20 protein-coding genes are annotated in these 21,390 nt (G+C 67.1%); 2 read left to right on the top strand and 18 right to left on the bottom strand.

Annotated elements, in window-relative coordinates:
- The first annotated feature begins 628 nt into the window (after nt 1–628).
- Nucleotides 629–1,672 carry a lytic transglycosylase domain-containing protein gene (locus AC1DFU_RS17625; protein WP_149135414.1) on the top strand — a complete coding sequence of 348 codons (1,044 nt, stop codon included), beginning with the start codon at nt 629–631 and terminating at the stop codon, nt 1,670–1,672.
- A gap of 91 nt (nt 1,673–1,763) precedes the next feature.
- Here the strand turns inward: AC1DFU_RS17625 and AC1DFU_RS17620 are convergent, their stop codons facing one another.
- From AC1DFU_RS17620 to ribBA, 4 genes are all read right to left on the bottom strand, one after another.
- Complete coding sequence (locus AC1DFU_RS17620) at nt 1,764–2,945, bottom strand: pyridoxal phosphate-dependent aminotransferase (RefSeq protein ID WP_441590637.1); 1,182 nt, start codon at nt 2,943–2,945, stop codon at nt 1,764–1,766.
- Between the two features lie 163 nt (nt 2,946–3,108).
- Nucleotides 3,109–3,615 (bottom strand): transcription antitermination factor NusB, encoded by a 507-nt coding sequence (gene nusB, locus AC1DFU_RS17615; RefSeq protein WP_092290545.1) that lies wholly within the window; start codon nt 3,613–3,615, stop codon nt 3,109–3,111.
- On the bottom strand, nt 3,615–4,118 hold the full coding sequence (gene ribH / locus AC1DFU_RS17610; RefSeq protein WP_092290543.1) for a 6,7-dimethyl-8-ribityllumazine synthase: 504 nt from the start codon (nt 4,116–4,118) through the stop codon (nt 3,615–3,617). The genes nusB and ribH overlap by 1 nt, the downstream gene beginning before the upstream one ends.
- An 88-nt stretch (nt 4,119–4,206) precedes the next feature.
- On the bottom strand, nt 4,207–5,322 hold the full coding sequence (gene ribBA, locus AC1DFU_RS17605) for a bifunctional 3,4-dihydroxy-2-butanone-4-phosphate synthase/GTP cyclohydrolase II (RefSeq protein ID WP_092290541.1): 1,116 nt from the start codon (nt 5,320–5,322) through the stop codon (nt 4,207–4,209).
- Nucleotides 5,323–5,566: 244 nt separating this feature from the next.
- Between ribBA and AC1DFU_RS17600 the strand changes: the two genes are divergently transcribed.
- Nucleotides 5,567–6,607, top strand: coding sequence for a CaiB/BaiF CoA transferase family protein (locus tag AC1DFU_RS17600; protein ID WP_441590635.1), 1,041 nt, complete (start codon nt 5,567–5,569; stop codon nt 6,605–6,607).
- Here AC1DFU_RS17600 and AC1DFU_RS17595 read toward each other — a convergent pair.
- From AC1DFU_RS17595 to AC1DFU_RS17530, 14 genes are all read right to left on the bottom strand, one after another.
- Nucleotides 6,596–7,228 (bottom strand): riboflavin synthase, encoded by a 633-nt coding sequence (locus AC1DFU_RS17595; RefSeq protein ID WP_092290537.1) that lies wholly within the window; start codon nt 7,226–7,228, stop codon nt 6,596–6,598. The two genes, AC1DFU_RS17600 and AC1DFU_RS17595, sit on opposite strands and share 12 nt — an antisense overlap.
- Nucleotides 7,229–7,270: 42 nt before the next feature.
- On the bottom strand, nt 7,271–8,392 hold the full coding sequence (gene ribD / locus AC1DFU_RS17590; protein WP_092290535.1) for a bifunctional diaminohydroxyphosphoribosylaminopyrimidine deaminase/5-amino-6-(5-phosphoribosylamino)uracil reductase RibD: 1,122 nt from the start codon (nt 8,390–8,392) through the stop codon (nt 7,271–7,273).
- Between the two features lie 40 nt (nt 8,393–8,432).
- On the bottom strand, nt 8,433–8,972 hold the full coding sequence (locus tag AC1DFU_RS17585) for a GspH/FimT family pseudopilin (RefSeq protein WP_441590633.1): 540 nt from the start codon (nt 8,970–8,972) through the stop codon (nt 8,433–8,435).
- 1 nt (nt 8,973) lies between these two features.
- On the bottom strand, nt 8,974–9,450 hold the full coding sequence (locus AC1DFU_RS17580) for a type IV pilin protein (RefSeq protein WP_441590632.1): 477 nt from the start codon (nt 9,448–9,450) through the stop codon (nt 8,974–8,976).
- Nucleotides 9,447–11,237, bottom strand: coding sequence for a pilus assembly protein (locus tag AC1DFU_RS17575; protein ID WP_441590630.1), 1,791 nt, complete (start codon nt 11,235–11,237; stop codon nt 9,447–9,449). Before AC1DFU_RS17575 ends, AC1DFU_RS17580 begins: the two co-directional genes overlap by 4 nt.
- Before the next feature lie 29 nt (nt 11,238–11,266).
- Complete coding sequence (locus AC1DFU_RS17570) at nt 11,267–11,839, bottom strand: pilus assembly protein (RefSeq protein WP_441590628.1); 573 nt, start codon at nt 11,837–11,839, stop codon at nt 11,267–11,269.
- Nucleotides 11,833–12,765, bottom strand: a complete 933-nt coding sequence (locus tag AC1DFU_RS17565; RefSeq protein WP_143093846.1) for a PilW family protein — start codon at nt 12,763–12,765, stop codon at nt 11,833–11,835. Before AC1DFU_RS17565 ends, AC1DFU_RS17570 begins: the two co-directional genes overlap by 7 nt.
- Complete coding sequence (locus AC1DFU_RS17560; protein ID WP_092290527.1) at nt 12,762–13,166, bottom strand: type II secretion system protein; 405 nt, start codon at nt 13,164–13,166, stop codon at nt 12,762–12,764. The genes AC1DFU_RS17565 and AC1DFU_RS17560 overlap by 4 nt, the downstream gene beginning before the upstream one ends.
- Nucleotides 13,167–13,338: 172 nt before the next feature.
- Nucleotides 13,339–13,785 carry a type IV pilin protein gene (locus tag AC1DFU_RS17555; RefSeq protein WP_177219838.1) on the bottom strand — a complete coding sequence of 149 codons (447 nt, stop codon included), beginning with the start codon at nt 13,783–13,785 and terminating at the stop codon, nt 13,339–13,341.
- 35 nt (nt 13,786–13,820) lie between these two features.
- Nucleotides 13,821–18,542, bottom strand: coding sequence for a pilus assembly protein (locus tag AC1DFU_RS17550; protein WP_441590626.1), 4,722 nt, complete (start codon nt 18,540–18,542; stop codon nt 13,821–13,823).
- Between the two features lie 46 nt (nt 18,543–18,588).
- Entirely contained in the window at nt 18,589–19,182 is a 594-nt protein-coding gene (locus AC1DFU_RS17545; protein WP_092290522.1) for a pilus assembly PilX family protein, read from the bottom strand.
- Nucleotides 19,183–19,188: 6 nt separating this feature from the next.
- A complete protein-coding gene (locus AC1DFU_RS17540) occupies nt 19,189–20,028 on the bottom strand; it encodes a PilW family protein (protein WP_092290885.1) in 840 nt (279 codons plus the stop codon).
- The gene (gene pilV, locus AC1DFU_RS17535) at nt 20,025–20,576 is read right to left on the bottom strand and encodes a type IV pilus modification protein PilV (protein ID WP_092290520.1); all 552 of its coding nucleotides are present in this window, start codon (nt 20,574–20,576) and stop codon (nt 20,025–20,027) included. The genes AC1DFU_RS17540 and pilV overlap by 4 nt, the downstream gene beginning before the upstream one ends.
- Nucleotides 20,577–20,580: 4 nt before the next feature.
- Nucleotides 20,581–21,180: a GspH/FimT family pseudopilin gene (locus tag AC1DFU_RS17530; RefSeq protein WP_441590623.1), complete on the bottom strand. Its 600-nt coding sequence runs from the start codon at nt 21,178–21,180 to the stop codon at nt 20,581–20,583.
- Between the last annotated feature and the right edge of the window lie 210 nt (nt 21,181–21,390).

Raw genomic sequence — 21,390 nt, 5'->3', positions numbered from 1 at the left:
GGTTGCCGCGCTGCGCCAATCCATGGCGTTCCCTGGCGAGGTGTGTGACGATACACATCAGCGTCCGGCGGTGCAAAAAAATCGTGTCGGAAGCGTACGAGAAATGTAAATTTTTTGCGGTGTAGACCGGTCCTCAAAGGAAGGGTAACCCTAGGCCAGTCCTACGATCCCGAGCCTCCGGGTGATGTAGCCGCCGCTTAAATAACGCCGTTACATATTTCTAAAAGTAGTGACTTGTGCATTCGTTATGCTTGACGGGTTATAAAAGGGTTCCTACAATCCGGTCTGCTCTGTGGGGTGTTGCGCCGCAACATGGCTTGAGGCTTCTGTCAAGAGGCGCTCTTTAAAAAAGCCAGCGTGACCACACCTCCTTTGATCTTGATCGCGATACGTGTAGCAAGCGTGCGCGGCGGGGTCCTCCGGCGGGATGCCGGAGCGTGAGAGTCTTTTAGTGGCAGGGTGCGTTTCCCCAAGAGCGTACCCTGTTTCTCGTTGGGCGCATGGGGAGCGCCCGCCAACAGGTGCTGGACACCCCTGCTAGGTGGCGCAGCATCCTTACTTGAGTACGTTGAGATCGGGCACGCGTGGCAATTGGCACGCGCGCAGCGGGCAGCGGATGGAGGTAAGTATGAGCGGTTGGAAAACCCTTCATCTTCCCGGTGTCGGGCGGGCGTTGCAGGTCCGCTTCAGACAACCGGTTCCCGGTGTGAACCGCGCGCTGCAAATGCGCCTGGCCCACCCGGTGGCAGGTCGCGCCTTGCTGCGCGGCAGCCGTACCACCTTGAAGTACACCCTGAACAGCCTGGGCGTGCTTTCTGTGGCCGCAGCAGTCACCTTGACGGTCAGCCAGCAATGGCGGACGTCGCTCGCTGGCGCGCTGGCGGGCAAGGAAGCACCCACGGTACTGCTCGGCGCCGCCCTGCCGGCTACCACGGCCCATGCCAGCACTGGCGTGCCGCCGGTCTCGGCCGACGTGGCCGCCGCGCGTCTGGCGCATGCCACCAACGGCTTGCCGACGGTGTCTGGCGTGGACGAGTGGAGTGTGTCGGCCGCGGGCAAGGTCCCGTCGGTGGCGCACCTGGCCGCGCAGATCCCGGTGCAGCGCGTGGCGCTGGACGCCCGCAACACGACGGCGCTCGGCTCCGCACGTGAGCAGGCGGCCGTGGCGGACTACATCGCCCGCAAGTACCGCGTGGCGGCGCAGGCCACCGGGCAACTGGTGAAGGCCGCGTACATGACGGGCCGCGAGGTCGGCATCGACCCGCTGCTGATCCTCGGCGTGATCGCCATCGAGTCCAGCTTCAACCCGTACGCCGAAAGCGGCGTGGGTGCGCAGGGCCTGATGCAGGTCATGACGAAGGTCCATCAGGACAAGTACGAAGCCGTGGGCGGTGTGTCCGCCGCGCTGAACCCGTACGCCAACATCAAGATCGGCGCGCTGGTGCTGAAGGATTGCATCGCCCGTGCCGGTTCGCTGGAAGGCGGCCTGAAGTACTACGTGGGTGCCGCCACGACCAACACCGATGGCGGCTACGGCGCCAAGGTGCTGGCCGAGCGCGCCCGCCTGCGCCAGTTGCTGGGCCTGCCCGCCAACGACGCGAAGCCGGTCGACGCCAAGCCGACGACGGCTGAAAAGCTGGAAGCGGCCACGGCCACGGCCCAGGCGGCCTGATCGTCAGGCTGCGGAAGAAAAAGAGCACCCCTCGGGGTGCTCTTTTCGTTTGCGCTGTATCTATATAGATAGCGATGGCCGGCCCGGATCCTCAGCGCAGGAAATGGTGGAGCCGCTGCATCGCTTCCTCGATGTTCTCCATGGCCGTTGCGTACGAGATGCGGATGTAGTCGCGCGCCGTATGCGGGCCGAAGTCCGTGCCGGGCACCATCACCACACCGGCGTCATGCAGAATGGCCTGCGTCAGCTTGTCGGCATCGCCCGCATGGGGGTGGTTCACGTGGAGGCAGTCGGCATAGACATAGAAGGCGCCGTCCGGCTTCACCGGCACGCGCAGCCCCAGCGCCTCCAGCGCCGGCACGATGGCGTCACGGCGGCGGCGGAATTCCGCCTTGCGCTCGTCGTAGATCGCCAGCGCCTCGGGCGTGAAGCAGGCCAGCGCCGCGTGCTGCGCCACCGCCGACGCGCAGATGAACAGGTTCTGCGCGACCTTCTCGAAGGCCGGCACCAGCGCGTCCGGCACCACCAGCCAGCCCAGGCGCCATCCCGTCATATTGAAATACTTCGAGAAGCTGTTCACGGTGACCACGTTGTCGTCCAGCGACAGCGCGGACACCGGCGGGGCATCGTACGACAGGCCCTGATAGATCTCGTCGAGGATGGCGAAGCCGTTGCGGCGGCGGACTTCGGCGAGGATGCCGCGCAGCTCGTCCGGCAGGATCGACGTGCCGGTGGGATTGCTCGGCGACGCCAGCAGCACCCCGCGCGTGTCCGGCCCCCAGTTGGCGGCCACCTGGGCGGCGGTGAGCTGGAAGCGCTCGGCCGGCCCGCTCGGCACCATGCGCGCCCGGCCGTCGAAGGCGGCCACGAAATGACGATTGCAGGGGTAGCTCGGATCGGGCATCAGCACTTCGGCGCCAATCTCTACCAGTACCGCGCAGGCCAGCAGCAGCGCGCCGGAAGCGCCGGCGGTCACGATCACGCGGCGCTCGGGAATATCGATCCCATAGGCGGTCTTGTAGTAGCCAGCGATGGCCTCGCGCAGCGCGTGGATGCCCAGCGCCCCGGTGTACTGCGTCACGCCCCGGCGCATGGCCGCCTCCGCGGCATGCACGACCGGCGCGGCGGCGGTGAAGTCCGGCTCGCCAATCCCCATGTGGATGATGTGGCGCCCGGCCCGTTCGAGTTCGGCGGCCTGCTTGGCCAGTTCCATGACGTGGAAGGCGTCGATATTGGCGAGGCGGGAGGCAGTGGCAAGGCGCTGGAGGTCCATGGCGGTCAGGATAGGCAGAGGGCTGGGGTGGCTTGAGGGTAAGGGTAGGCAGCGCGGCGCGGATCCCAAAGGATCACGCGATGCGCGGAAATATGGCGCCGAAACAAAAACACCCGCCGGGGCGGGTGCTCTGGGCTGGTGCCAGCCAGCAGTGACGGGAGGCTTAGCGGCGCGCAGCGACTTCCGGCGCGCGAACCTGGGCGGCGAGCTTGTCCAGCACGCCATTGACGTACTTGTAGCCTTCCACGCCGCCGAAGGTCTTGGTCAGCTCCACGGCCTCGTTGATGACGACCTTGTAGGGAATGTCCAGACAATGCACGAGTTCGAAGCTGCCAACCAGCAGCGCGGCGCGCTCCACGGGCGACAGTTCGGCCACGGGGCGATCCAGGAACGGTTCGAACGCGGCGGTCAGGCGCGCTTCCTCGCGCACGGCGCCGTTGAGCAGGGCGTCGAAGTGCTCGCTGTCGGCCTTGTTGAAGCCTTGCGCGTCATGCAGGTGGGCTTGAATCGCACCAATATCGTTACGATTCAGCAGCCATTGATAGAGGCCCTGCAGTGCCAGCTCGCGCGACCGGCGGCGCGCGCTCTTCGGCGGGGCCTTGGGCTCGGTGCGGGCCGGCTTGGCGCCGCCCGGCTTGCCGGCGTCGCCGGTGTCGGTGGCGTCACTCATCATGCTTCCTCGTCTTCATCTTCGTCGTTCTGGCCGCTGCGCAGGGAGTCCAGCGCGACTACCAGGTTCGCCATTTCCACGGCGGCGCGGGCGCAGTCGCGGCCCTTCTCGCGCGTGCGGGCGTGCGCCTGCGCGTCGGTATCCACGGTCAGGATGCCGTTGGCGATGGGCACGTTGAAGTCCAGGCCCACGCGCGTGATGCCGGCGCCGGACTCGTTCGAGACCAGCTCGAAGTGGTAGGTCTCGCCGCGCACCACGGCGCCGAGTGCGATCAGCGCGTCGAACTGGCCGCTTTCGGCCATCTTCTGCAGCGCCAGCGAAATTTCCAGCGCGCCGGGCACCGTCACGACCAGCGTGTCTTCGCCTTCGACGCCGAGTTTTTCGAGTTCGGCCACGCAGGCCTCGCGCAGCTCGTCGCAGACGGGCTCGTTGAAGCGACCCTGCACGATGCCGATGCGCAGGCCTTCACCTTCGAGGTTGCTGGGGTAGAAGCCGTGATCCATTGTCAGTTCTCCAATTGTTCGGGGAAGGGTGGCTGGCCGCGCCGGAAGGGCGCTGGCCGCCATCGATATTCGTGAAAATTCGTTCGTCTTAGTCGCAGTTGGCTTCGCCGTGCATCGGCTGGCAGCCGGTCACTTCGAGATCGTAGCCGGTCATGCTCGGCATCTTCTGGGGCGAGCCCAGCACGCGCATCTTGCCCACGCCGAGGTCGCGCAGGATCTGGGCGCCCATGCCGTAGGTGCGCAGGTCCGGCTTGCGGCGCGGACGGTCTTGCGGGGCGTCCAGCGCGGCGAACTGCGAAAACAGCTGCTCGGGCGAATCGCCCACGTTCAGCAGCACCATCACGCCTTGCTCGGCGCCATGCAGCACCTCGAGCGCGGCCGGCAGGCTCCACGAGTGCGTGGTGCGGGCCGATTCCAGCAGGTCGAGTACCGACAGGGGCTCGTGCACGCGCACCAGCGTCTCGGTGTCCGGGCGCGGCTGGCCCTTGACCAGCGCCAGGTGGGCGCGGCCGGTGGGCTTGTCGCGGTAGATCACGCCCTGGAAGGTGCCCCACGGCGTCTGCATGGTGCGCTCGCCCGCGCGCTCGATGATGCTTTCGGTGCGGCTGCGGTAGTGGATCAGGTCGGCGATGGTGCCGATCTTGAGATCGTGCTCGCGCGCGAACTCGACCAGATCCGGCAGGCGCGCCATGGTGCCGTCGTCCTTCATGATCTCGCAGATCACGGCCGCCGGCGTCAGGCCGGCCAGGGCGCCGAGGTCGCAACCGGCTTCGGTATGGCCGGCGCGGATCAGCACGCCGCCGGGCTGCGCCGTCAGCGGGAAGATGTGGCCGGGCTGCACGAGGTCGCTGGCCTTGGCGTCGCGGGCCACGGCAGCCTGCACGGTGCGCGAGCGGTCGGCGGCGGAGATGCCGGTGGTCACGCCTTCGGCTGCCTCGATCGACACCGTGAAATTCGTGCCGTGCACCGTGCCGTTGCGCGACACCATCGGATACAGCTCCAACTGGCGGCAGCGTTCGGCGGTCAGCGTCAGGCAGATCAGGCCGCGCCCGTACTTCGCCATGAAGTTGATGGCTTCCGGCGTGACGAAGTCGGCCGCCAGGACCAGGTCGCCTTCATTTTCGCGGTCTTCCTCGTCAACGAGGATGACCATGCGGCCGGCGCGAATGTCGGCAATGATGTCTTCGGTACGGGCGATAGTCATGGCTGGGGCAACGTCAGGGAATACAGCGGGTGGCAGTAGGCGGGCAGGGCCGGAGGCAGGTGCAACAAAGCCGGCGAAATCAAGCCCGCTATTGTACGCCAAGCGGCCGGGTTCGGTCCCGCCCTAGGCCGGCTCTAATATGGCGCATCAGGCACTTATATGCCGCGGTGTGACGGACGACAGTTACGGACGCGGCTGCCCGCTTATCATGTCACTCACTGGATACGTATCGGGAGCCTGCCGCATGACCTTGCCGCTGATGGGAATTCGTGTCGTTGAGTTCGAGGGGATTGGCCCCGGTCCGCTGGCGGGCCGGATGCTGGCCGACATGGGGGCGGAGGTCATCGTCATCGCGCGCCAGCAGAAAGTGGCCGTGGCGGCGCAACTTGGTGGCGATAAGGAGAGTCCGCTGCGGCGGGGCAAGACCATCGTGCCGCTCGACCTGAAGAACCCGGCGGGGCTGGCGGAAGCGCTCGCGCTGGTGGCCGGCGCCGATGCCTTGATCGAGGGCAACCGCCCCGGCGTGATGGAGCGGCTGGGACTCGGCCCCGCCGACTGCGCCGCGCGCAACCCGCGTCTGGTCTATGGCCGCATGACCGGTTGGGGGCAGGCCGGGCCGCTGGCCCAATCGGCCGGACATGATCTCAACTACGTGGCGCTCACGGGCATGCTGTCGCTGTCCGCGCGGCCCGGCGAGACGCCCGCCATCCCGCCGACCGTGGTGGGCGACGCCGGCGGGGCGCTGGGCCTCGCCTTCGGCATCGCCTGCGCGCTGGTCGATGCGCGCGCCAGCGGCCGGGGGCGCGTGGTGGACGGCGCCATCGTCGACATGGTGGCCATGCTCGGCGGTATCGCGCTATGGGTGCGCAACAACGGCCAGATCGACGGCCCCACGCCAAGCCCCTTCCATCAATCGCCGTTTTACGATGTTTATGCCTGCGCGGACGGTGGGCATATCACCATCGGCGCGCTGGAACCGCAGTTCTACGCGCTGCTGCTCGCCAAACTCGGCATGACCGATGTGGATCCCGCTGCGCAGTACGACCACACGACGTGGCCGGCGCTGAAATCGCGATTCGCCGACTTGTTCCGCAGCCAGCCGCGTGCCCACTGGGATGCGCTGCTCGGCGGCACCGATGTCTGCTACGCGCCCGTGCTGAGCGTGGCGGAAGCGGCCAGGCATCCGCACAACGTGGCGCGCGGCATTTTCATCGAACGCCCGGACGGCACGCTCGACGTGGCCGGGGCGCCGAGGTTCTCGGACGCGTTGCCTTCAGAGCAGTGAGACGGACTCGCCCTGCGAGGCGGACAGCATCCGCTCCACGTACCGCGCGATCAAGTCGATCTCGAGGTTGACGCGCGCGCCAGCCTTGAGTTCGTTCAGCGTGGTCACTTCCACGGTGTGCGGGATCAGGTTGATCGAGAACTCGCAGCCTTCGGCCACGTCGCTGACGCTGTTCACGGTCAGCGAGACGCCGTTCACCACGACGGAACCCTTGTAGGCCAGATAGCGGCCCAGCTCGCGCGGGGCGCGGATGCGCAGCTCGTGCGATTCGCCCACCGGGGCAAAGCGCACGACATCGCCGAGCCCATCGACGTGACCGGACACGAGATGGCCGCCCAGCCGGTCGGCCAGCCGCAGTGCCTTCTCGAGATTGACGCGGCCCGGCTTGTCGAGGCCCACGGTCTTGTCGAGCGATTCTCGGGAAACGTCTACGTCGAACTGGCCGTCCTGCATGGCCACGACGGTCATGCAGGCACCCTGGATGGCGATGCTGTCGCCGATGATCACATCGGTCAGGTCCAGTTCGCCAGCGGCGATGCGCAGGCGTACGCCGGCGTCGGCGTTGCCCAGCGGGGAGACGGTGTCGATGCGGCCAACGGCCGCCACAATGCCAGTAAACATGCTTGCCTCGGAATGCGTAGGGTCTGTCTGTTCAGGGTGATGTCAGTGCTTGCTGTCGCCACGGCGGGCAATCAGCCGGAGATCGTCGCCGATCTGGCGCACCTCGTGCCAATGGAAGTCGACGGCGTCCTCGAGCCGGGCCAGCGGTGGCAGGTTGAACATGCCCTGCGCATCGCCCAGCAGCCGGGGCGCAAGGTAGATCAGCAGCTCGTCGGCGCAGCCCTCGCGGATCAGGGATCCGTTGAGCTTGAAGCCGGCTTCCACATGCAATTCGTTGATGCCGCGCTTGCCCAGTTCCTGCAACATGCGGCGAAGTTCGACCTTGCCGTGCGGATTGGGCAGCACCACCACCTCGGCGCCGCGCGCCTCCAGCGCACGCTGCCGCGCGGCGTCTTCCACGGCGCAGAAGACCAGCACGGGCTTGGCGAAATCCCCGGTGTCGCGGTTCAGGATCTGCGCATCGAGCGACACCTCCAGCCGGGAGTCCACCAGCACGCGCTGCGGCTGGCGCGGCGTGGGAATGGCGCGCACGGTCAGCGCGGGATTGTCGTCCCGCACGGTGCCGATGCCGGTGAGGATGGCGCAGGCCCGGGCGCGCCAGGCATGGCCATCGTCGCGCGCGGGTTTGCCGGTGATCCACTGGCTGGTGCCGTCATGCAGCGCGGTGCCGCCATCGAGGGAAGCGGCCACTTTCACGCGCACCCACGGCAGGCCGCGCGTCATGCGCGAGACGAAGCCGATGTTGAGATCGCGCGCTTCTTTTTCCAGCAGGCCGCAGCGTACGTCGATGCCGGCATCGCGCAGCCGTTGCAGGCCGCGCCCGGACACCGCCGGGTTGGGGTCTTCCATGGCGGCCACCACGCGGGCGATGCCCGCACGCACCAGCGCCTCTGCGCACGGCGGCGTGCGGCCGAAGTGGCTGCACGGCTCCAGCGTGACATAGGCGGTGGAGCCGGCGGGATCGTGGCCGCGCGAGAGGGCGTCCTTCATCGCCTGGATCTCGGCATGGTCCTGACCGGCCGGCTGGGTATAGCCCTGCCCGATGATCTCGCCATGCTTCATCAGCACGCAGCCAACGCGCGGGTTGGGCGTGGTGGTGAACATGCCCCGCGCGGCGAGCGCGAGGGCCAGTTCCATGGCGGTATGGTCGGAGTCGGAAAACATGGCGAGGCAGTCTGTGCCGTTAGGTGAGAAAGCAGGGCGATCAGTCGCAGTCGGCATCGGGGCCGGCGCCGCAGATCCGGATGCGCCCCTGGGCGCCGAGCCTGACCTGCCGCTGCGCACCGCGGCATCGCACATGGAACGTGGCCGCGTAGAAACCGCCGCGTTCCGATCGAGAGTATCCCACAGGTGTCAAGCGGAGCGCAGGCGGTCCCTTGGCGCCATCGGTGCCGCGCAGGGTCACGCGCAGGCAGGCGGCATCCAGCGCCGTCACGGCGATGGGCGGCCCGGTGGTCGCCTGGGGTGCCACCGGTGCGAGCTGCCATCCGCCATCGAGCGTGGTGGCGCCCGGCAAGGGCCCGAGCCGGATTTCGACGCGCCGGTTGGCCGCCGTAGTGCGTGCCATGGCCAGCGATGCCGCCAGCCGGTCTGCGGCGTAGGTCACGGTGTGCTCGGCCAGCATGTGGCGCAGGGCGGGCAGGGCGATGGCCGCGAGGATGGCGGCAACGGCCAGCGAGATCAGGAGTTCGGTCAGCGTCATGCCGCTGCACCGGCGGACATGCGCGATTGCAGCCTGTTGCATTTCAGCATCCTTCGGGGGTTCGAGCGGGCGGATTCGCCGCGGTGAGCAGGGAAAGCCACTCGCCCGTGCTCCGCAGCACGAGAGTGCCGCAGCGCGTATCGACAAAAGTGGGCGTGGCGCGGACTTCGACGCAGCGGGACAGGTCAAGTCCGGCGCAACTGGTGGCCGTCAGCCAGTGCCGGACCGGGGCGGGCGGCGCGGGCACGGGGTGGGGCCAATGGCCGGCCGGGGCGGTTGCGTCTAGGGCGCTCGCAAACGTCGACGCGCTGAGGGCATGCCGCTCGAGCGCCAGCATCGCGGTGACCGCTTCGGCACGTGCCTGCATGCGCCACGCCCGGTGGAAATGCTGCCGCCATGCCGGTAGCGCCATGGCGGCGAGGATCACGACGATCATCAGGGTGATCATCAACTCGACGAGGCTGAAGCCGCTGCTTTGGGTGTGCGGCAGGCAGGGTCGGTGCGTCATGGCGATGCTCATAGCGGTGTCCGGATCAGTTCGCGCCAGCCCAGCCGACCGCGCCGGCGTGTCAGGTAGGCGTGTTGTTGCAGGTAGGCGCCGTCGCCATCGACCTGCCACAGGGCAAGGGAATGGACATCGCGCCGGGAGATGCCGGGCGCCGGAGCGGCACCTTCGATGACCGGGGAGAGGCTGACGAACGGACCACCGAAGGCCGGATCGAACGGCAACCCTGTGATGGCGGCGCCGGGTTTGCCATCGGCCTGCAGGACGGTGACCGACTCCCCGGTAGCGGCGTCGATCAGGTAGCTCCGTGCACGGCCATCGGGTGCCAGCGTGGTGAAGGCGAGATGGGCAGGGCTGGCGGCGTCCAGTGTCTCGATCTGTTCGCCCGGATGGGGTAGCGCGAGCGTCCATCCTGTCGTGCCGGGTGGGTCCGACGAGGGGACGGCACGCAGCACCACGCCGTTACCGCTCGGGATTGCGCGGATCTGGCGTGGGTTGGCTGGCTTTTCGGTGTGGTCCGGAATGGCGGACACGGCGTTGCCGGTGCCGTAGACAATAAGCGGGGTAGCACCGGTGTACGTGATCACGGGTGGTTCGACACTGCCACGTCTGCTGGCGGTCTGGCGATGCAGGCATGTTGCGGGTGGCGTATCGGCGCCAAGGGCGTCGAGGGGGAACCGCCAGAGGCGGCCTACATCGTCGATGGCGTAGGCGGCGCGGGCGGCGCCACTGGCATCGCTCCGCACCGTGACGGCGAGGAGTTGCGTGGTGGCCGTCTTGCTGTCGCAGCCTTGTTCAGGTAGCGGCAGTCGCGGAACACGGCCGGTGGTCGCCCAGGCGCCTGCCGGCCGGTCCAGCGGAAGCAGCGCCAAGGCCGCCCGTGCACCCGCCGGCGTGCCCGGCGCGAGGATGCCGACGGCGAACCAGCGCCGCTCGTTGTCGACCCTGAGCATGGCGGCGCGTAGCGGGCCACTGCCGGTCAGCGGCAAGGCGTCGCTTCCCGTCACTTCCCAGATCAGTTGGATGGGTGTGTCGGCGTCCGGAGTGGATACGTCGAGGACGAATGCGGTGCCGGGCGTGCGCGCCGTAGCGGGTGTGGCGCAAAGGAGAAGGGTGCGCCAGCGGCCGTTTGGGTCAGCATCCACGCTATGGGGCCTTGGGCACGGCGGGGCCGGCACCCGCGTGCCCACGGCGGTTAGGGCGGCGGCTTCGGCCAGTGCGGCGCGCGGTAGGTAGCCGGCGCGTTCCCGGCCCGTCATCGCGTCGAAGCTGTGCAGGATGCCATCGCGCGTGCCCAGCCAGACGGTGGTTGGCCGCAGTGCATGTGCGTTGCGGAAGGCGGTGTGGCCCGGTTGCATGGGCTGCCACGCCGGTGGCGCCACCACGTGCACGCGCGCGCCGGCGGCGCTGGCAAGCCGGGTGTCGCGTGGGCGCATGAGCGGGTTGGGGCGGTTGCCACGAAGCCACGAGAGCCGGTCCGCGCCGTGGGTGTCGGGCTGGCCGGTTGTGGGATCGATGTTGAGATGTTGCTTGGCCTCCGCATCGATGGCGGGCCACCGCAAGGGCGTCAGCCGCGTCCCGCCCAGATAGAGGCGACGCGTGTCCGTGTCGCGCTGGTCGAGCCTTTCTCCCGCTTCCCAGAGGTGCAGTACCCCACGCCGGTTGGCATCGGCGGTGGTGCGGAAGCCGATGGCATGGAGGCGCCCGGTCCAGGGGTAGCCGGCAGGCGCCACACGGTAGCCCATCGGCAAACGGCCGGCCTCGCTGGCAACGGCGCCGGGGCAGCCGCTAAGCCCTAGCACGATCCCGATGCACCCCATGACAAGGCGGATCATGGCTGGAACTCCGTCTGGAGCAGCACGCGCACGGACGGATCGCGGCCAAGGCCGAGCGCGGTAATGCGGAAGCGCGGCCACTGCGCCGTGCCGGCCAGTGTCTGGAGGGTCTGGTGGTGGTCGAGGACTTCGATGAGGTAGCGGGGCGGATGCGTCGCCCCGGCCACGCCTTCGGGCAGATCGGGCAGGCGCGCCCCGGTGAACGCACCAATCGATAGCGCCGGGACGCTCTCGGGTGGGCTGCCCTCGATCCATGGCCACCAGGCCGGCTGGCCGGTGCCCGTTCGACAGATGGCGCGCTGGGCCTCCACGCCGCAATGGCCCGGGTCCGGCCACGACGCCAGCCGAGCATGCGGCGACGCGGCAGCCGCAAGCAGATCCGCCTCCGCATCGAGCAAGGCCGCCTCCGCCGCGCGGAACGCGATCTCGCGGTCCAGTTGCAGCCCTGCCAGTTGACGGCCGGCGTGGAGGAAGTGCATCGCTGCGGCGCAGACGCTGGCCGTGAGCACCAGCATCGTCGTGACGAAAGCGAGAACGGCGATGCCATCCTGCGTGCGGCGGGTCAGCATAGGGTCTCCAGGCAGGGCGAAGGGTTGCGCAGGCGGAAGGTGGTGGTGAAGACGCGCCGGCGGACCGCATGCCGGGTCGCAGGGGGGAACGACAAGTCCTCGTCGGCGTCGCCATGGGTCAGCGCGGGCAGCAGGGTCAGCGGCTCCGGCCGGGTCGTCTGCCCGGTAGCGCGGTCGCCCCGGATCACCAGTGCGATCTGCACCGTGCGCACGCGATGCCAGCCGGCATCGCCCTGCGCCCGGATGTCGCGGGCGCGGAGATAGGTGTCCGCCTCCCCGTCGCCGTCCCGGTCGACGCCATAGCGCAGCTGCATGGCCTCCACGCCACGGACGAGCGTCCCCGAGGTGTAAGTGACGGCTTGCATCTGGCGCCCCTGCCGGCGCGGATAGCGGCACAGCAACTGCGGCACGCCATCACTGCCGAGGCCGATGTACAGCAGGTTCATCGCGGCGTGATGCGAGGTGGGCACGCCATCGACCGGTTGGGCGGTTGCCGCCAGCGCATGCCCGCCACAGTCGGTCATGGTGCCGTCGGGCCGCGTGGTCGCATCGCCGCTGCTGCTGCCGGAGAAGCGCAGGCGCAGGGCATCGCTCTGATGCCGGCCTCGGGTGCCGCACGGGGCAGATAGATCGACGGCGGGCTGGCCGCAGTCGTCGTGGCCCTCGAGCGGCGCGGTTGGCGCCGGATGCCCTGGGGTGAGCGAGGCCCGACCGGGAATCCAGCCCGCCTGACGCACCAGTTGAGCGACGATGCCCAGCGCCCGATGGCCGCGCTCCGCCATCATCACGCTGTCCGCGACGTTGGCGTATGCCTGCCGGACGACTTGGAACGTGGTGATGGCCAGTACGGATGCCAGCAGCCCGAGCACCATCCCCACCATCATCCCGGTGAGCGTGAACCCACGCTGGCGAGGGCGACGCGTCATGGCGCTACCCATAGCGCCACGTGGGCGGGAGGTGCCGTCATGCCGGGCGAGGCGTCCGCCGTAATGCGGACCGGCCCGGCCAGCACAATGCGCGCACCGGGCGCGCAGAGCGGCCGAGCGCCGGCCCCGACGCCGAGCGCGCCACACAGCTGCGCGTGGCGCCCGCCGGGCGGCACCATCGAACCGGCACCGGCCGTTTCGGCGAACTCCGACGCCCACTGCGTGGTCTGCGCCAGACTCTCCTGCTCACCCGCCAGCCGGAGCCACAAGGGGCCGAGCACGGCCAGCGGCATGGCGCCGATGCCGATGACGGCAAGGCAGATCAGTGATTCGAGGAGGATGTAGCCGCTGGAGCGCCGCTGAGGGCGGCGGCCGGAAGGGGAGGGTGGAGCAAGGGACATGGCGCATCGGTTCGAACAGAACGGATGTCCACGATAGCCTCGGGCGAGGCCCTAAAACGTGTCCGGATGTGGAGGTTTTGTGGAAGTTTGTGTCCGAGGTCGACTCGGAACAGAGCCAAGCCGGAGACCCGGTTTGGCCCGCGCACGGGTCATGCGCGGGCCGGGGAAACGGCTACCAGCACTCCGCCAGGCTTGCCGTGCCCGTCTTGGTCTTGGTATTGAGGTTGTCGATGCCGAGGGTTCCGCACAGCGCGTCGGCCAGCTTTGGCGCGGCCGTGAGGGTGTAGCCGGTGGCATCGGCGCCGCCGGTCACGGCGATGGTGATCACATGGCTGCCTTGATCGCAGGTATCCCCGGACCCCGTAGTCTGGGCGGCGCAAGCCAGTACCTTGAGTTGGGCCGGGTCCGACGAATACTTGTTGTTCACCGTGAAATACCGCTCCTGGGCACCCTGCACGCGTGCCAGGGCGGCCTTGGCTTCGGTGCGGCGCGCCTTGGTCACGTACTGCCCGTACTGCGGGTAGGCAATGGCGGCCAGGATGCCGAGCACCATGACCGTGATCATCAGTTCGATCAGCGTGAAGCCTTGCATGCGCTGCCGCAGTCCTGTCCGGGTCATTGCCGTTCTCCGTCTTGTTTCATGTTGCACCGCCATCAGTGCAGGATCTCGCGCCACGACAGGCGACCGCTCGGCTTGTCGGCGCTTTCCGTGATGGTCTGCGTGCCGCCGCTCGAGCCGGACATCAGCTTGCACTCCTTGCCCGGGCCGCAGTCGATGATAGGCGGCTTCGGCGTGATACCCACCGTCGAGCCGACGCCGCTCACCACCACACCGTTGACCGTATCGTTCTGGTCGATCTTGCCGTCGCCGTTCAGGTCCACCGGCGATTCACTGAGACGCGCGCCGCTGAACGTGCCGACTTCGTAGATGAAGCTCGAGCCGCCGCTGTCGCAGACCTCGGTGGACGGCGTCATCGTGACCAGCACGACACGTTTGCCACGGATCAGGGCGTCCGTGACCACCCGCTCGCCGAGTTGGGCGTAGGTTGGGCCAACCAGAAGGTCCATGTACCAGCCCTGGACCCCTCCAGGCGTCAGTTGCACCTTTGTGTCGGTCGAGATCCGGTAGGTGAGGCCGTTGGAAACCCCAGCCGACAGCGTCTTCTGTTCCTGCAGCATGCTGCGCGTGATCGTGCCCTGCGCGGTAATGTTCTGGTCCCAGATGCCGTACAGCGACTGGGTCGAGAAGTTCGAAGGGTCGCTGTTGTCGACGTACCGGCCCGTGCCGAACACCACCATGTAGCCGCCGGTCGGGTTGCGCGCCACGTCCGGCTGGCCGGTGATCGGTTGGCGGTTGCCGGCACTGTCCTTGGCGGTGAACATCAGCTTGCGCGTGGACTGCCACTTCGAATCGGTCTTGTCCGAGACGTCGAACTTCCAGAGGTTGCCGAGCAGGTCGCCAGCGTAGAGGAAGTCCACGGTACCGTCGCCGTTGACGTCCGCCGGGAGCACCGAGGCAATCCCGTTGGACGCCGTCGCGGTGGCATCGTCGAGCGTCAGCTTGAGATAGTCCGTGCCGGGCGTCCAGCGCTTCGAGCCCCGCACGCGGTCCAGGTAGACGATGAAGATGGAGCCACGGCCCGCCGTGCTGTTGTAGCCGTTTCCGAAGATCGCCACCCACTTGCCATTCGACATCTTGACGATTTTCGGCTGGCCCACCACGTGGCCGAGATCGGCGTCGGCCGAGCTCGGGAACTCCCACAGCACGGTGCTGCCTGCGGTGTTCTCGCTGACCGACTCCGGATCGGTGACGTCGAGCGCGAACACCCCACGGCCGCCGAGGCCGAGGCCGCTGACCAGCACGGTGCGCCAGTTGCTGTTGACCTTCGCATCCTTGACGGCGGGTGTCCCGTCGACCGTGTAGGTGTGGACGTAGTCGAGGTTCGTCAGGGTGGGCAGCTTGCTGTACACCAGGGACGGCACGTAGGCGAACAGCTCCTTGCCGCCGTCTTCATCCTTGGCGGAGAACGCGTGCATCATGCCGTCGTTCGCGCCCACGTAGAGTACTGGCTTGCGGGACCGCTTGCTCAGCACGAACTCGGCGTAGTCGTTACCCGCGTAGCCGGCGTTGGGCGGGCCCACGTACTGCGGGCTGGAGTTCACGATGTCGCCCAGGATGGTGGTGGGGCGGGCGCGGAACTTGCCCGAGGCATCGCCCTCATTGCTCTTGTCTCCGCGCAGCCAGTTGACGCGCTTTGTGCCGTCCGCGCCGCCCGTATTCATGATGGTCTGGAAGTCGGGGGGCAGGCTGTCGTAGCGGAACGGAATGCCCGCGCCATCGGGATCCACACTGTTGTACGTGAGGATCGCGCGGTTGGTGGGTGCGATGCCGCGGAGCGTCTGGCCGGCGTCCCAGATGGCCGGGAGGACGGCCTCGCCCTTGGCATTCAAGGCAAAGTTGAACAACTGGCCTGACCAGTCGGAGCCGTTGAAGCGCGCCTGGTAGGACCGTGTGTTGACGTCCAGCCGCGACGAGCTTGCCGCGACGGAAGAGGACGACGAGGTGGCCAGGATCGAGATGAAGGCACGTTCCAGCGCCGCGCTCAGCGCGCCCGGGTTGGTGGCGTAGAAGTAGTTATCGGGCAGGCCATCCGAGCCGCCGTCGCCATTGGACAGGCGGACGTCCCATTCGGTCTGTTTGTTAGGGGTCTTGTCGCCGTCGCTGTCCTTGAAGCCGCCCCACTTGGCGGCGTACTGGAGCGGGTCGAGGAACTGCGAGCCCGCGTTGCCGGTTACGCTGTAGGTGACGCTCGTTTCCGCATCGCCCAGATTGCAGTTGCTGCAGCCTTTGACGCCGGTCGGGTCGGTGTAGTTGAAGCCGTAGATGCCGGAGTGGAAGTGCGGGCCGTCCTTGTCGGTGCCGGACACTACGTAGCCGAAGCCCTGCCCGTTGCTCGAGGAGCCGGACACCACCTTCGTCGACACCGTGATGTTGCCGCCGGTGACGGAGTAGCTCAAGATACCCCAGACGTCCTGGTCGTAGTCGCCACCGGCCACCGAATCTTCCCAGCTCACGTAGAAGCGGCCGCTGCTGCCGTCCTGCGAGATCACCTTGAAGTCAACCAGCGTGCCGGTGCTCGGGTCAACGTTGGTCGGGTGCAGCTGGTAGGACGGCATGATCGTCACGGTCTTGCCGTTGACGTTCACGTTGATCTTGGGCGTATTGGTCGCCAGCTGCACGGCGTAGGTGGAGACCTTCAGCGCGGCGTTGCGAGTGGTTTCATCGGCGGAAGTGACGTCGAGGTCCGTCCGGATGCGGTTCATGTGCGCGAACAGCGCCGCGCCCGCGATCTGGAACGTGCCCTTCTGGGACGGTCCTTCCGGGCAGATCCCGAGCACGTTGCTGAGCGAGCCGACCTTCTTGGCCGAGCACACATTGTCGATGATGCCGCCGCTGACCCCGCCCGCGAACCAGTTGCCGTTGTCGATGCCTTCCCCGGTGCCAACCTTGTTGGTCCAGTCGCTGATTGTCGGCGATCCGGCCAGATCGCTCAGGCCGCCCAATTGGTCGTTGTCGTAGGAGGAAACGCTCGAGTTGAACACCAGCGCATTGAGCGGTGAGCAATAGGGCGCCCGCTTGGGGTTCGACGCCGGCAGGTTCATCGGGTTGGCCCACGTAGCCGTGGTCAGTTGCAGCGCCGCGTCCTTGCCGTTGCTCTTCGGCGCGAAATCGGTCGTCGCAGTTTTGCCGGCGAAGTAGCGGAGCGTCTCGACATAAATTTCCGAGATCGGATTGCCCCATGTGGAGCAATTCCCCTCGTTGGCCGGCTTGTTCTGGGCGTTCTGGCCGCCGCTCGGTTGAATGGCGGTTTGCTGATAGTTGCAGCTGTCTGCGCTGGTGTAACCCCCATCGCTATAGCTGTAGCCGTATGGGCGCAGCTTGTCGATGTTCCAGACAATGCCCTTGACCGGGGTGGCAGCGCGGTAGGTAAAGATGCCAGAGTCAGGGTTGATCTCGGTCGAGAAGTTCGTCACGTTCTGGCGCAGCACACCACCTGAGATGTTCTTGTCGTAGGTGCCCGTCATCAGCCCGAACAGCATCTGGCCGGTTTCGCCATACTTCTGCAGCAACCCGTACGGCTTGTACGCATTGCCGTACTGTTTGCACGATTCGCCACCAATCATCCCCGTTACGCAGGCCTGCACGCGTGCGTTGAACGTGCCCTTCGCCTGCCCCGTGCCGGTGCCCCGAACCGACTGCGACGGGTTCTCGGCCGACGCGTTGATGCCCGATGTTGCGGCGCGGTTGCCGTTCGAGGAGCCGGAGACAGTCTTGCCGTTGGTCTGAGGCAAAAAGCTGCTTTGGGTGTTGCTGGCCTCGCTGTACCAGTTGCACTGCCATTTCTCGCTGGCGCCCCAGGTGGCATAGTTACCTTTGACTACGCGCAATTGCGGGGCCTGCGTGTTGGCCTGTGAGTTGAGATTGCTGCTGTCTTTCGGGGTGACATTGCAGATGGTCAGGCCGCCGCGCGTGAGATTGGACACGGTCCACGACGAATAGCTGTTGCTTGCGCCGGCCGGCTTGGACACGCTGTCCGCGTAGATTGCCATCGTGATGGCGTTGCTATTGCCAATGCTGCTGATCCAGCCGGTCAGCGATGTGCCGGCCGGAGCGCTGCCGCGCGGAACCAGCCGAATCTGGTCGCCGATCTGCATCTTGGAGTTGTCGCTCACCGTCAGCGTCACCACGTCGGCGCGCAGCGTGATCTGGGTGGACGACGTCTGGGTCTCCACCTCGGAAGGCAGTTCCAGGTCTACCGGCACCAGTTTGCGCAGGTCGGTGCCGCCGTAGTACTTGGCCCAGGCGTGGGCGTCCATCGGCAGGAACGCGCGTTCCAGCACGGTGGTCGTAGCCGTGTCTACGGCGCGTGTGCCGCCGTAGAGGATCTTGCGCACTTCGTCGATGCGGCTCATCGACACCCAGTTCAGGAAGTTGCCGCTCCACTTGGTGCCGTCGCAGTATTTTGCGCTGTCAGCCATCGCGGCGGGCACGAAGCCCTGGATGCTGCTGCTGTCGTAGTTGTAGCACTTGGCGGAGTCGAAGTAGCCCGCGTAGGTGATGCGCGAGCTATACGTCGAGTCCAGGATGCCGTCGCCGTCCAGGTCGGAGTAGTCGTTGTACGCCTTCTGGTGAAGCGAATGATCTTTGGAGAGATCGATCATTACCATCGGCGAAACGCCGCCGCCTGCATAGAGGGGCTTGGTGGACAGGTTGAGCTGTGCCGCCGAGGCGGAGGCCACGGCGAGCAGGAACGATGCTGCAAGCAGTACGGCTTGCAGGCGGCTCGCGGGTCGGTGCAGAAGGAACGGTTTCATGGTGCGCCCAGCGGTTGGAGGGTTGCGCGACACGGTTCGGGAAGTATCAGAAACGCACGACTTCCTGGATCATCACCTTCGTGCTCGGGTTGGCCCCGTAGCCGATGGCGCTGACGCGGAAGACGTACTTGATGTTGCCGGCCTCGAGGCTGCCTTCGTTGATGTCGGGGATCGATTCGATCAGGTAGCGTGGCTGCCTCGAGACGCCGTTGGAGCCGGCGGCGGCCACGGTCGGCAGCTTCTGGTCGGCAGTCAGCAGCGTCACTTCGCCGAGTTCCACGGACCGGGCGGGATCCTCGAGGTACAGGTCCCATGCCGGCTTGCCCGTCACGGCGGGCAGGCAGAAGCCCTTGAAGCCGGCGACGTCGCAGGTCAGCGCCGCGCCGGTGACGCCGGAGATGAAGCGGATGTTGCGGATGTCGTTGCGGGCATCGCGCAGCGCTGCCTCGGCAGCCTGGAGCGCGATGTTCTGGTCGCGCGTGTTGCGCGCCATGCGCTCGGACGACAGGCTCGACATGCTCGCCGCCAGCCCAACCAGCGTGAGGATGATCAGGAACAGCAGCACCAGCACCAGCGAGATGCCGCGCTGCCCCTGGCGTCGATGCAGGCGGGCGCGCGGACGGGGAAGGATTCGCGTCATGTCGTGTCAGTTCAGGCGGTTGCGGAGGGCGATGAAGAACGTGGCGTGCTTGCGCAGGCGGCCGTCGTTGGCCATGTTCATGACGCTGCCGGCATCGCCGGCCGGGGCGGCGTCGTTCTGGGCATACGCCTTGCCGAAGTGGTTCAGGACCAGCGAGGTCGGCGCGGCGTTCGTGGTGCTCTTGCCGCGCAGCACCAGCGAGACACGCAGGGCGCGCACATTGGCCATGTTCGCCGCGCCGGGGCGGACGAAGCGGTTGACCGTCTGGTCGCCGTCGGTATCCTCGCCCAGCAGGATCTGGAACGCCTCGACGTTGGGGAACAGCGGCGTGGCGGCCCCGTTGACCGTGCACTGGAGCCAGGGCACGCCGGCCGCGTCGTTGATGATCGAAAACACCTCGGTCATCAGGATGTTGCCGTTCACATCGTTGCCGGCGCAGTCGATCATGGTGCCGTCCGGCGTCGGGGCCGTGGGCGTGCCTGGCACCGCCGCTGGGTCGGCCCCCGGCGGCGACGAGCCGAAGTAGCGCACGGTCAGTGTGTCGCTGGCATTGACGCCGGTATCGTTGGTGGCTTCGAGCGTCTCGTTGACACCGAAGCTGTTGTCCAGGAACGTGAAGTCGGAATAACCGGCCTGGCGGCCCTGCCGTTGCAGCAACTGCGCGATGGCGCGCGAGTTCTCCTGCACTTCGGCGAGGTCGCCCTGCGTGTTGTAGGAGCGCTGCTGCGCCAGGTAGAGTGAGATCACCACGATGACCAGCAGCATGCTGATCACCATGCCGACCATGAGTTCGACCAGGGTGAAACCCTGCGCGCGGCGCCTCGGTTTGCGGATGGACGTAGTCATGGCACGAAGGCGGTCACGAATCGTTGGGGGGTGTCCTGGCCGTCCTCGCGCCACCAGATCTTGATGACGTAGGGCGCACCGTTGACGTTCTGGCACTGCGGGTCCGCGGCGTCGCCGTCATTGGGGGAAGCGTCGATGCAGATCATGCCGCTGGCGGCGGGCAGCGCTTCCTTCAGATCGTCCAGCCAGGCCGCGAAGCTGGCCCCGGCCATGGCCGCCGGCGTGCACCCCTTGGCCGCGTAGCAATCGGCGTTCGGTACGCCATTCGGCTTGTCGAACGCGCCGGCCGTCATGGCGACCTCATTGCTGCGCATCTGGTCCGCCATGTTGTAGGCCATGGTGGTGGCGATGTTGCGCATGGACGCCGTGCGGGCATCGACCAGCGTGCGGAGCTGCAGCATGGCCAGCGCCAATACGCCGATGGCGAGCACGACGATCGTGATCAGTGACTCAATCAGCGTGAACCCGTCATGGCGCGCGCGCGTGGGCGTGCGCAGTCGAACCGGGCGGGCACGTCTCGGTAGGCCGTTCTGTGGGGAGGGCGACATGGCGTCAGATGCAGGGCGTCTGCTGCTGGGTTTGGGGGCGGCCGCTGCCGGTCATGCTGACGGTCTGGCCGGGCAGTTCGGAGTTGCGTTCACAGAACCGCCAGGTGGCCGTCGGGGAAGTGGAGGCGCCCGAGGACCGGAACCGCACCAAATCGGGTGTGGCGCCCAGGTTGCTGGCTTCCAGGGTCAGGGTCGGGGTCGGTTCGTCGCTGTAACGCAGCACGTCGTCCGTAGGATCGACCACGCCGTCGCCGTTGAGATCGGCGAAGATCACGCGCCGCTGGTTCCAGTCGTCGGAGCAGGCGTTGCCAGTGCCCACGGGACAGATCGTGACGGTGCTGTTGCGCCGTGCCGCTTCGCTGCGGGCCGCTTCGATCTCGGTGAAGAACTTCGACGATTCCGTCGCGATGCGGCTGTTATGCAGGAAGGAACGGAAGTTGGGGATGGCCGCCGCCGCGAGGATGCCGAGGATCGTCACGGCAGTCAGCAACTCGATCAGCGTGAAACCGCCGATTAAGCGCGTCTGAGAGCGGTGGAGATGCCCGATGCGGGCGCGGCTGCGCGGCTGTCTGGCATGCTGCGGCGACCCCATGCCAGCGGGCATGGACGCAGGCCGAGCAGGCGTCAGCGAGCCCACTGCCCAAAGGCAGAAAGACTGACCCATTTGTGACTCCCGTCCAAAAAATCGAACTGTTCTTTTGCTTTTCTACGGGCGGCGCGTTGGAGTTTTGCTGCGCCGGAGCCTCTGTTGGGCCCCGTTTACGCCGTGCACGCGCTCGCCATCCGGCCTCCTTACCCGAAGGAGGTCAGTGCA

This window comes from Cupriavidus sp. 10L45 (genome assembly GCF_056395225.1).
Note: the sequence above shows the minus strand (reverse complement) of the source record. Positions and strands in the feature narration are given on the sequence as shown.

Coding starts and splice junctions, on each gene's coding strand:
- AC1DFU_RS17625 (WP_149135414.1), top strand. CDS start 629: ATGAGCGGTTGGAAAACCCTTCATCTTCCCGGTGTCGGGCGGGCGTTG.
- AC1DFU_RS17620 (WP_441590637.1), bottom strand. CDS start 2,945: ATGGACCTCCAGCGCCTTGCCACTGCCTCCCGCCTCGCCAATATCGAC.
- nusB (WP_092290545.1), bottom strand. CDS start 3,615: ATGAGTGACGCCACCGACACCGGCGACGCCGGCAAGCCGGGCGGCGCC.
- ribH (WP_092290543.1), bottom strand. CDS start 4,118: ATGGATCACGGCTTCTACCCCAGCAACCTCGAAGGTGAAGGCCTGCGC.
- ribBA (WP_092290541.1), bottom strand. CDS start 5,322: ATGACTATCGCCCGTACCGAAGACATCATTGCCGACATTCGCGCCGGC.
- AC1DFU_RS17600 (WP_441590635.1), top strand. CDS start 5,567: ATGACCTTGCCGCTGATGGGAATTCGTGTCGTTGAGTTCGAGGGGATT.
- AC1DFU_RS17595 (WP_092290537.1), bottom strand. CDS start 7,228: ATGTTTACTGGCATTGTGGCGGCCGTTGGCCGCATCGACACCGTCTCC.
- ribD (WP_092290535.1), bottom strand. CDS start 8,392: ATGTTTTCCGACTCCGACCATACCGCCATGGAACTGGCCCTCGCGCTC.
- AC1DFU_RS17585 (WP_441590633.1), bottom strand. CDS start 8,972: ATGCAACAGGCTGCAATCGCGCATGTCCGCCGGTGCAGCGGCATGACG.
- AC1DFU_RS17580 (WP_441590632.1), bottom strand. CDS start 9,450: ATGAGCATCGCCATGACGCACCGACCCTGCCTGCCGCACACCCAAAGC.
- AC1DFU_RS17570 (WP_441590628.1), bottom strand. CDS start 11,839: ATGCTGACCCGCCGCACGCAGGATGGCATCGCCGTTCTCGCTTTCGTC.
- AC1DFU_RS17565 (WP_143093846.1), bottom strand. CDS start 12,765: ATGACGCGTCGCCCTCGCCAGCGTGGGTTCACGCTCACCGGGATGATG.
- AC1DFU_RS17560 (WP_092290527.1), bottom strand. CDS start 13,166: ATGTCCCTTGCTCCACCCTCCCCTTCCGGCCGCCGCCCTCAGCGGCGC.
- AC1DFU_RS17555 (WP_177219838.1), bottom strand. CDS start 13,785: ATGACCCGGACAGGACTGCGGCAGCGCATGCAAGGCTTCACGCTGATC.
- AC1DFU_RS17550 (WP_441590626.1), bottom strand. CDS start 18,542: ATGAAACCGTTCCTTCTGCACCGACCCGCGAGCCGCCTGCAAGCCGTA.
- AC1DFU_RS17545 (WP_092290522.1), bottom strand. CDS start 19,182: ATGACGCGAATCCTTCCCCGTCCGCGCGCCCGCCTGCATCGACGCCAG.
- AC1DFU_RS17540 (WP_092290885.1), bottom strand. CDS start 20,028: ATGACTACGTCCATCCGCAAACCGAGGCGCCGCGCGCAGGGTTTCACC.
- pilV (WP_092290520.1), bottom strand. CDS start 20,576: ATGTCGCCCTCCCCACAGAACGGCCTACCGAGACGTGCCCGCCCGGTT.
- AC1DFU_RS17530 (WP_441590623.1), bottom strand. CDS start 21,180: ATGCCCGCTGGCATGGGGTCGCCGCAGCATGCCAGACAGCCGCGCAGC.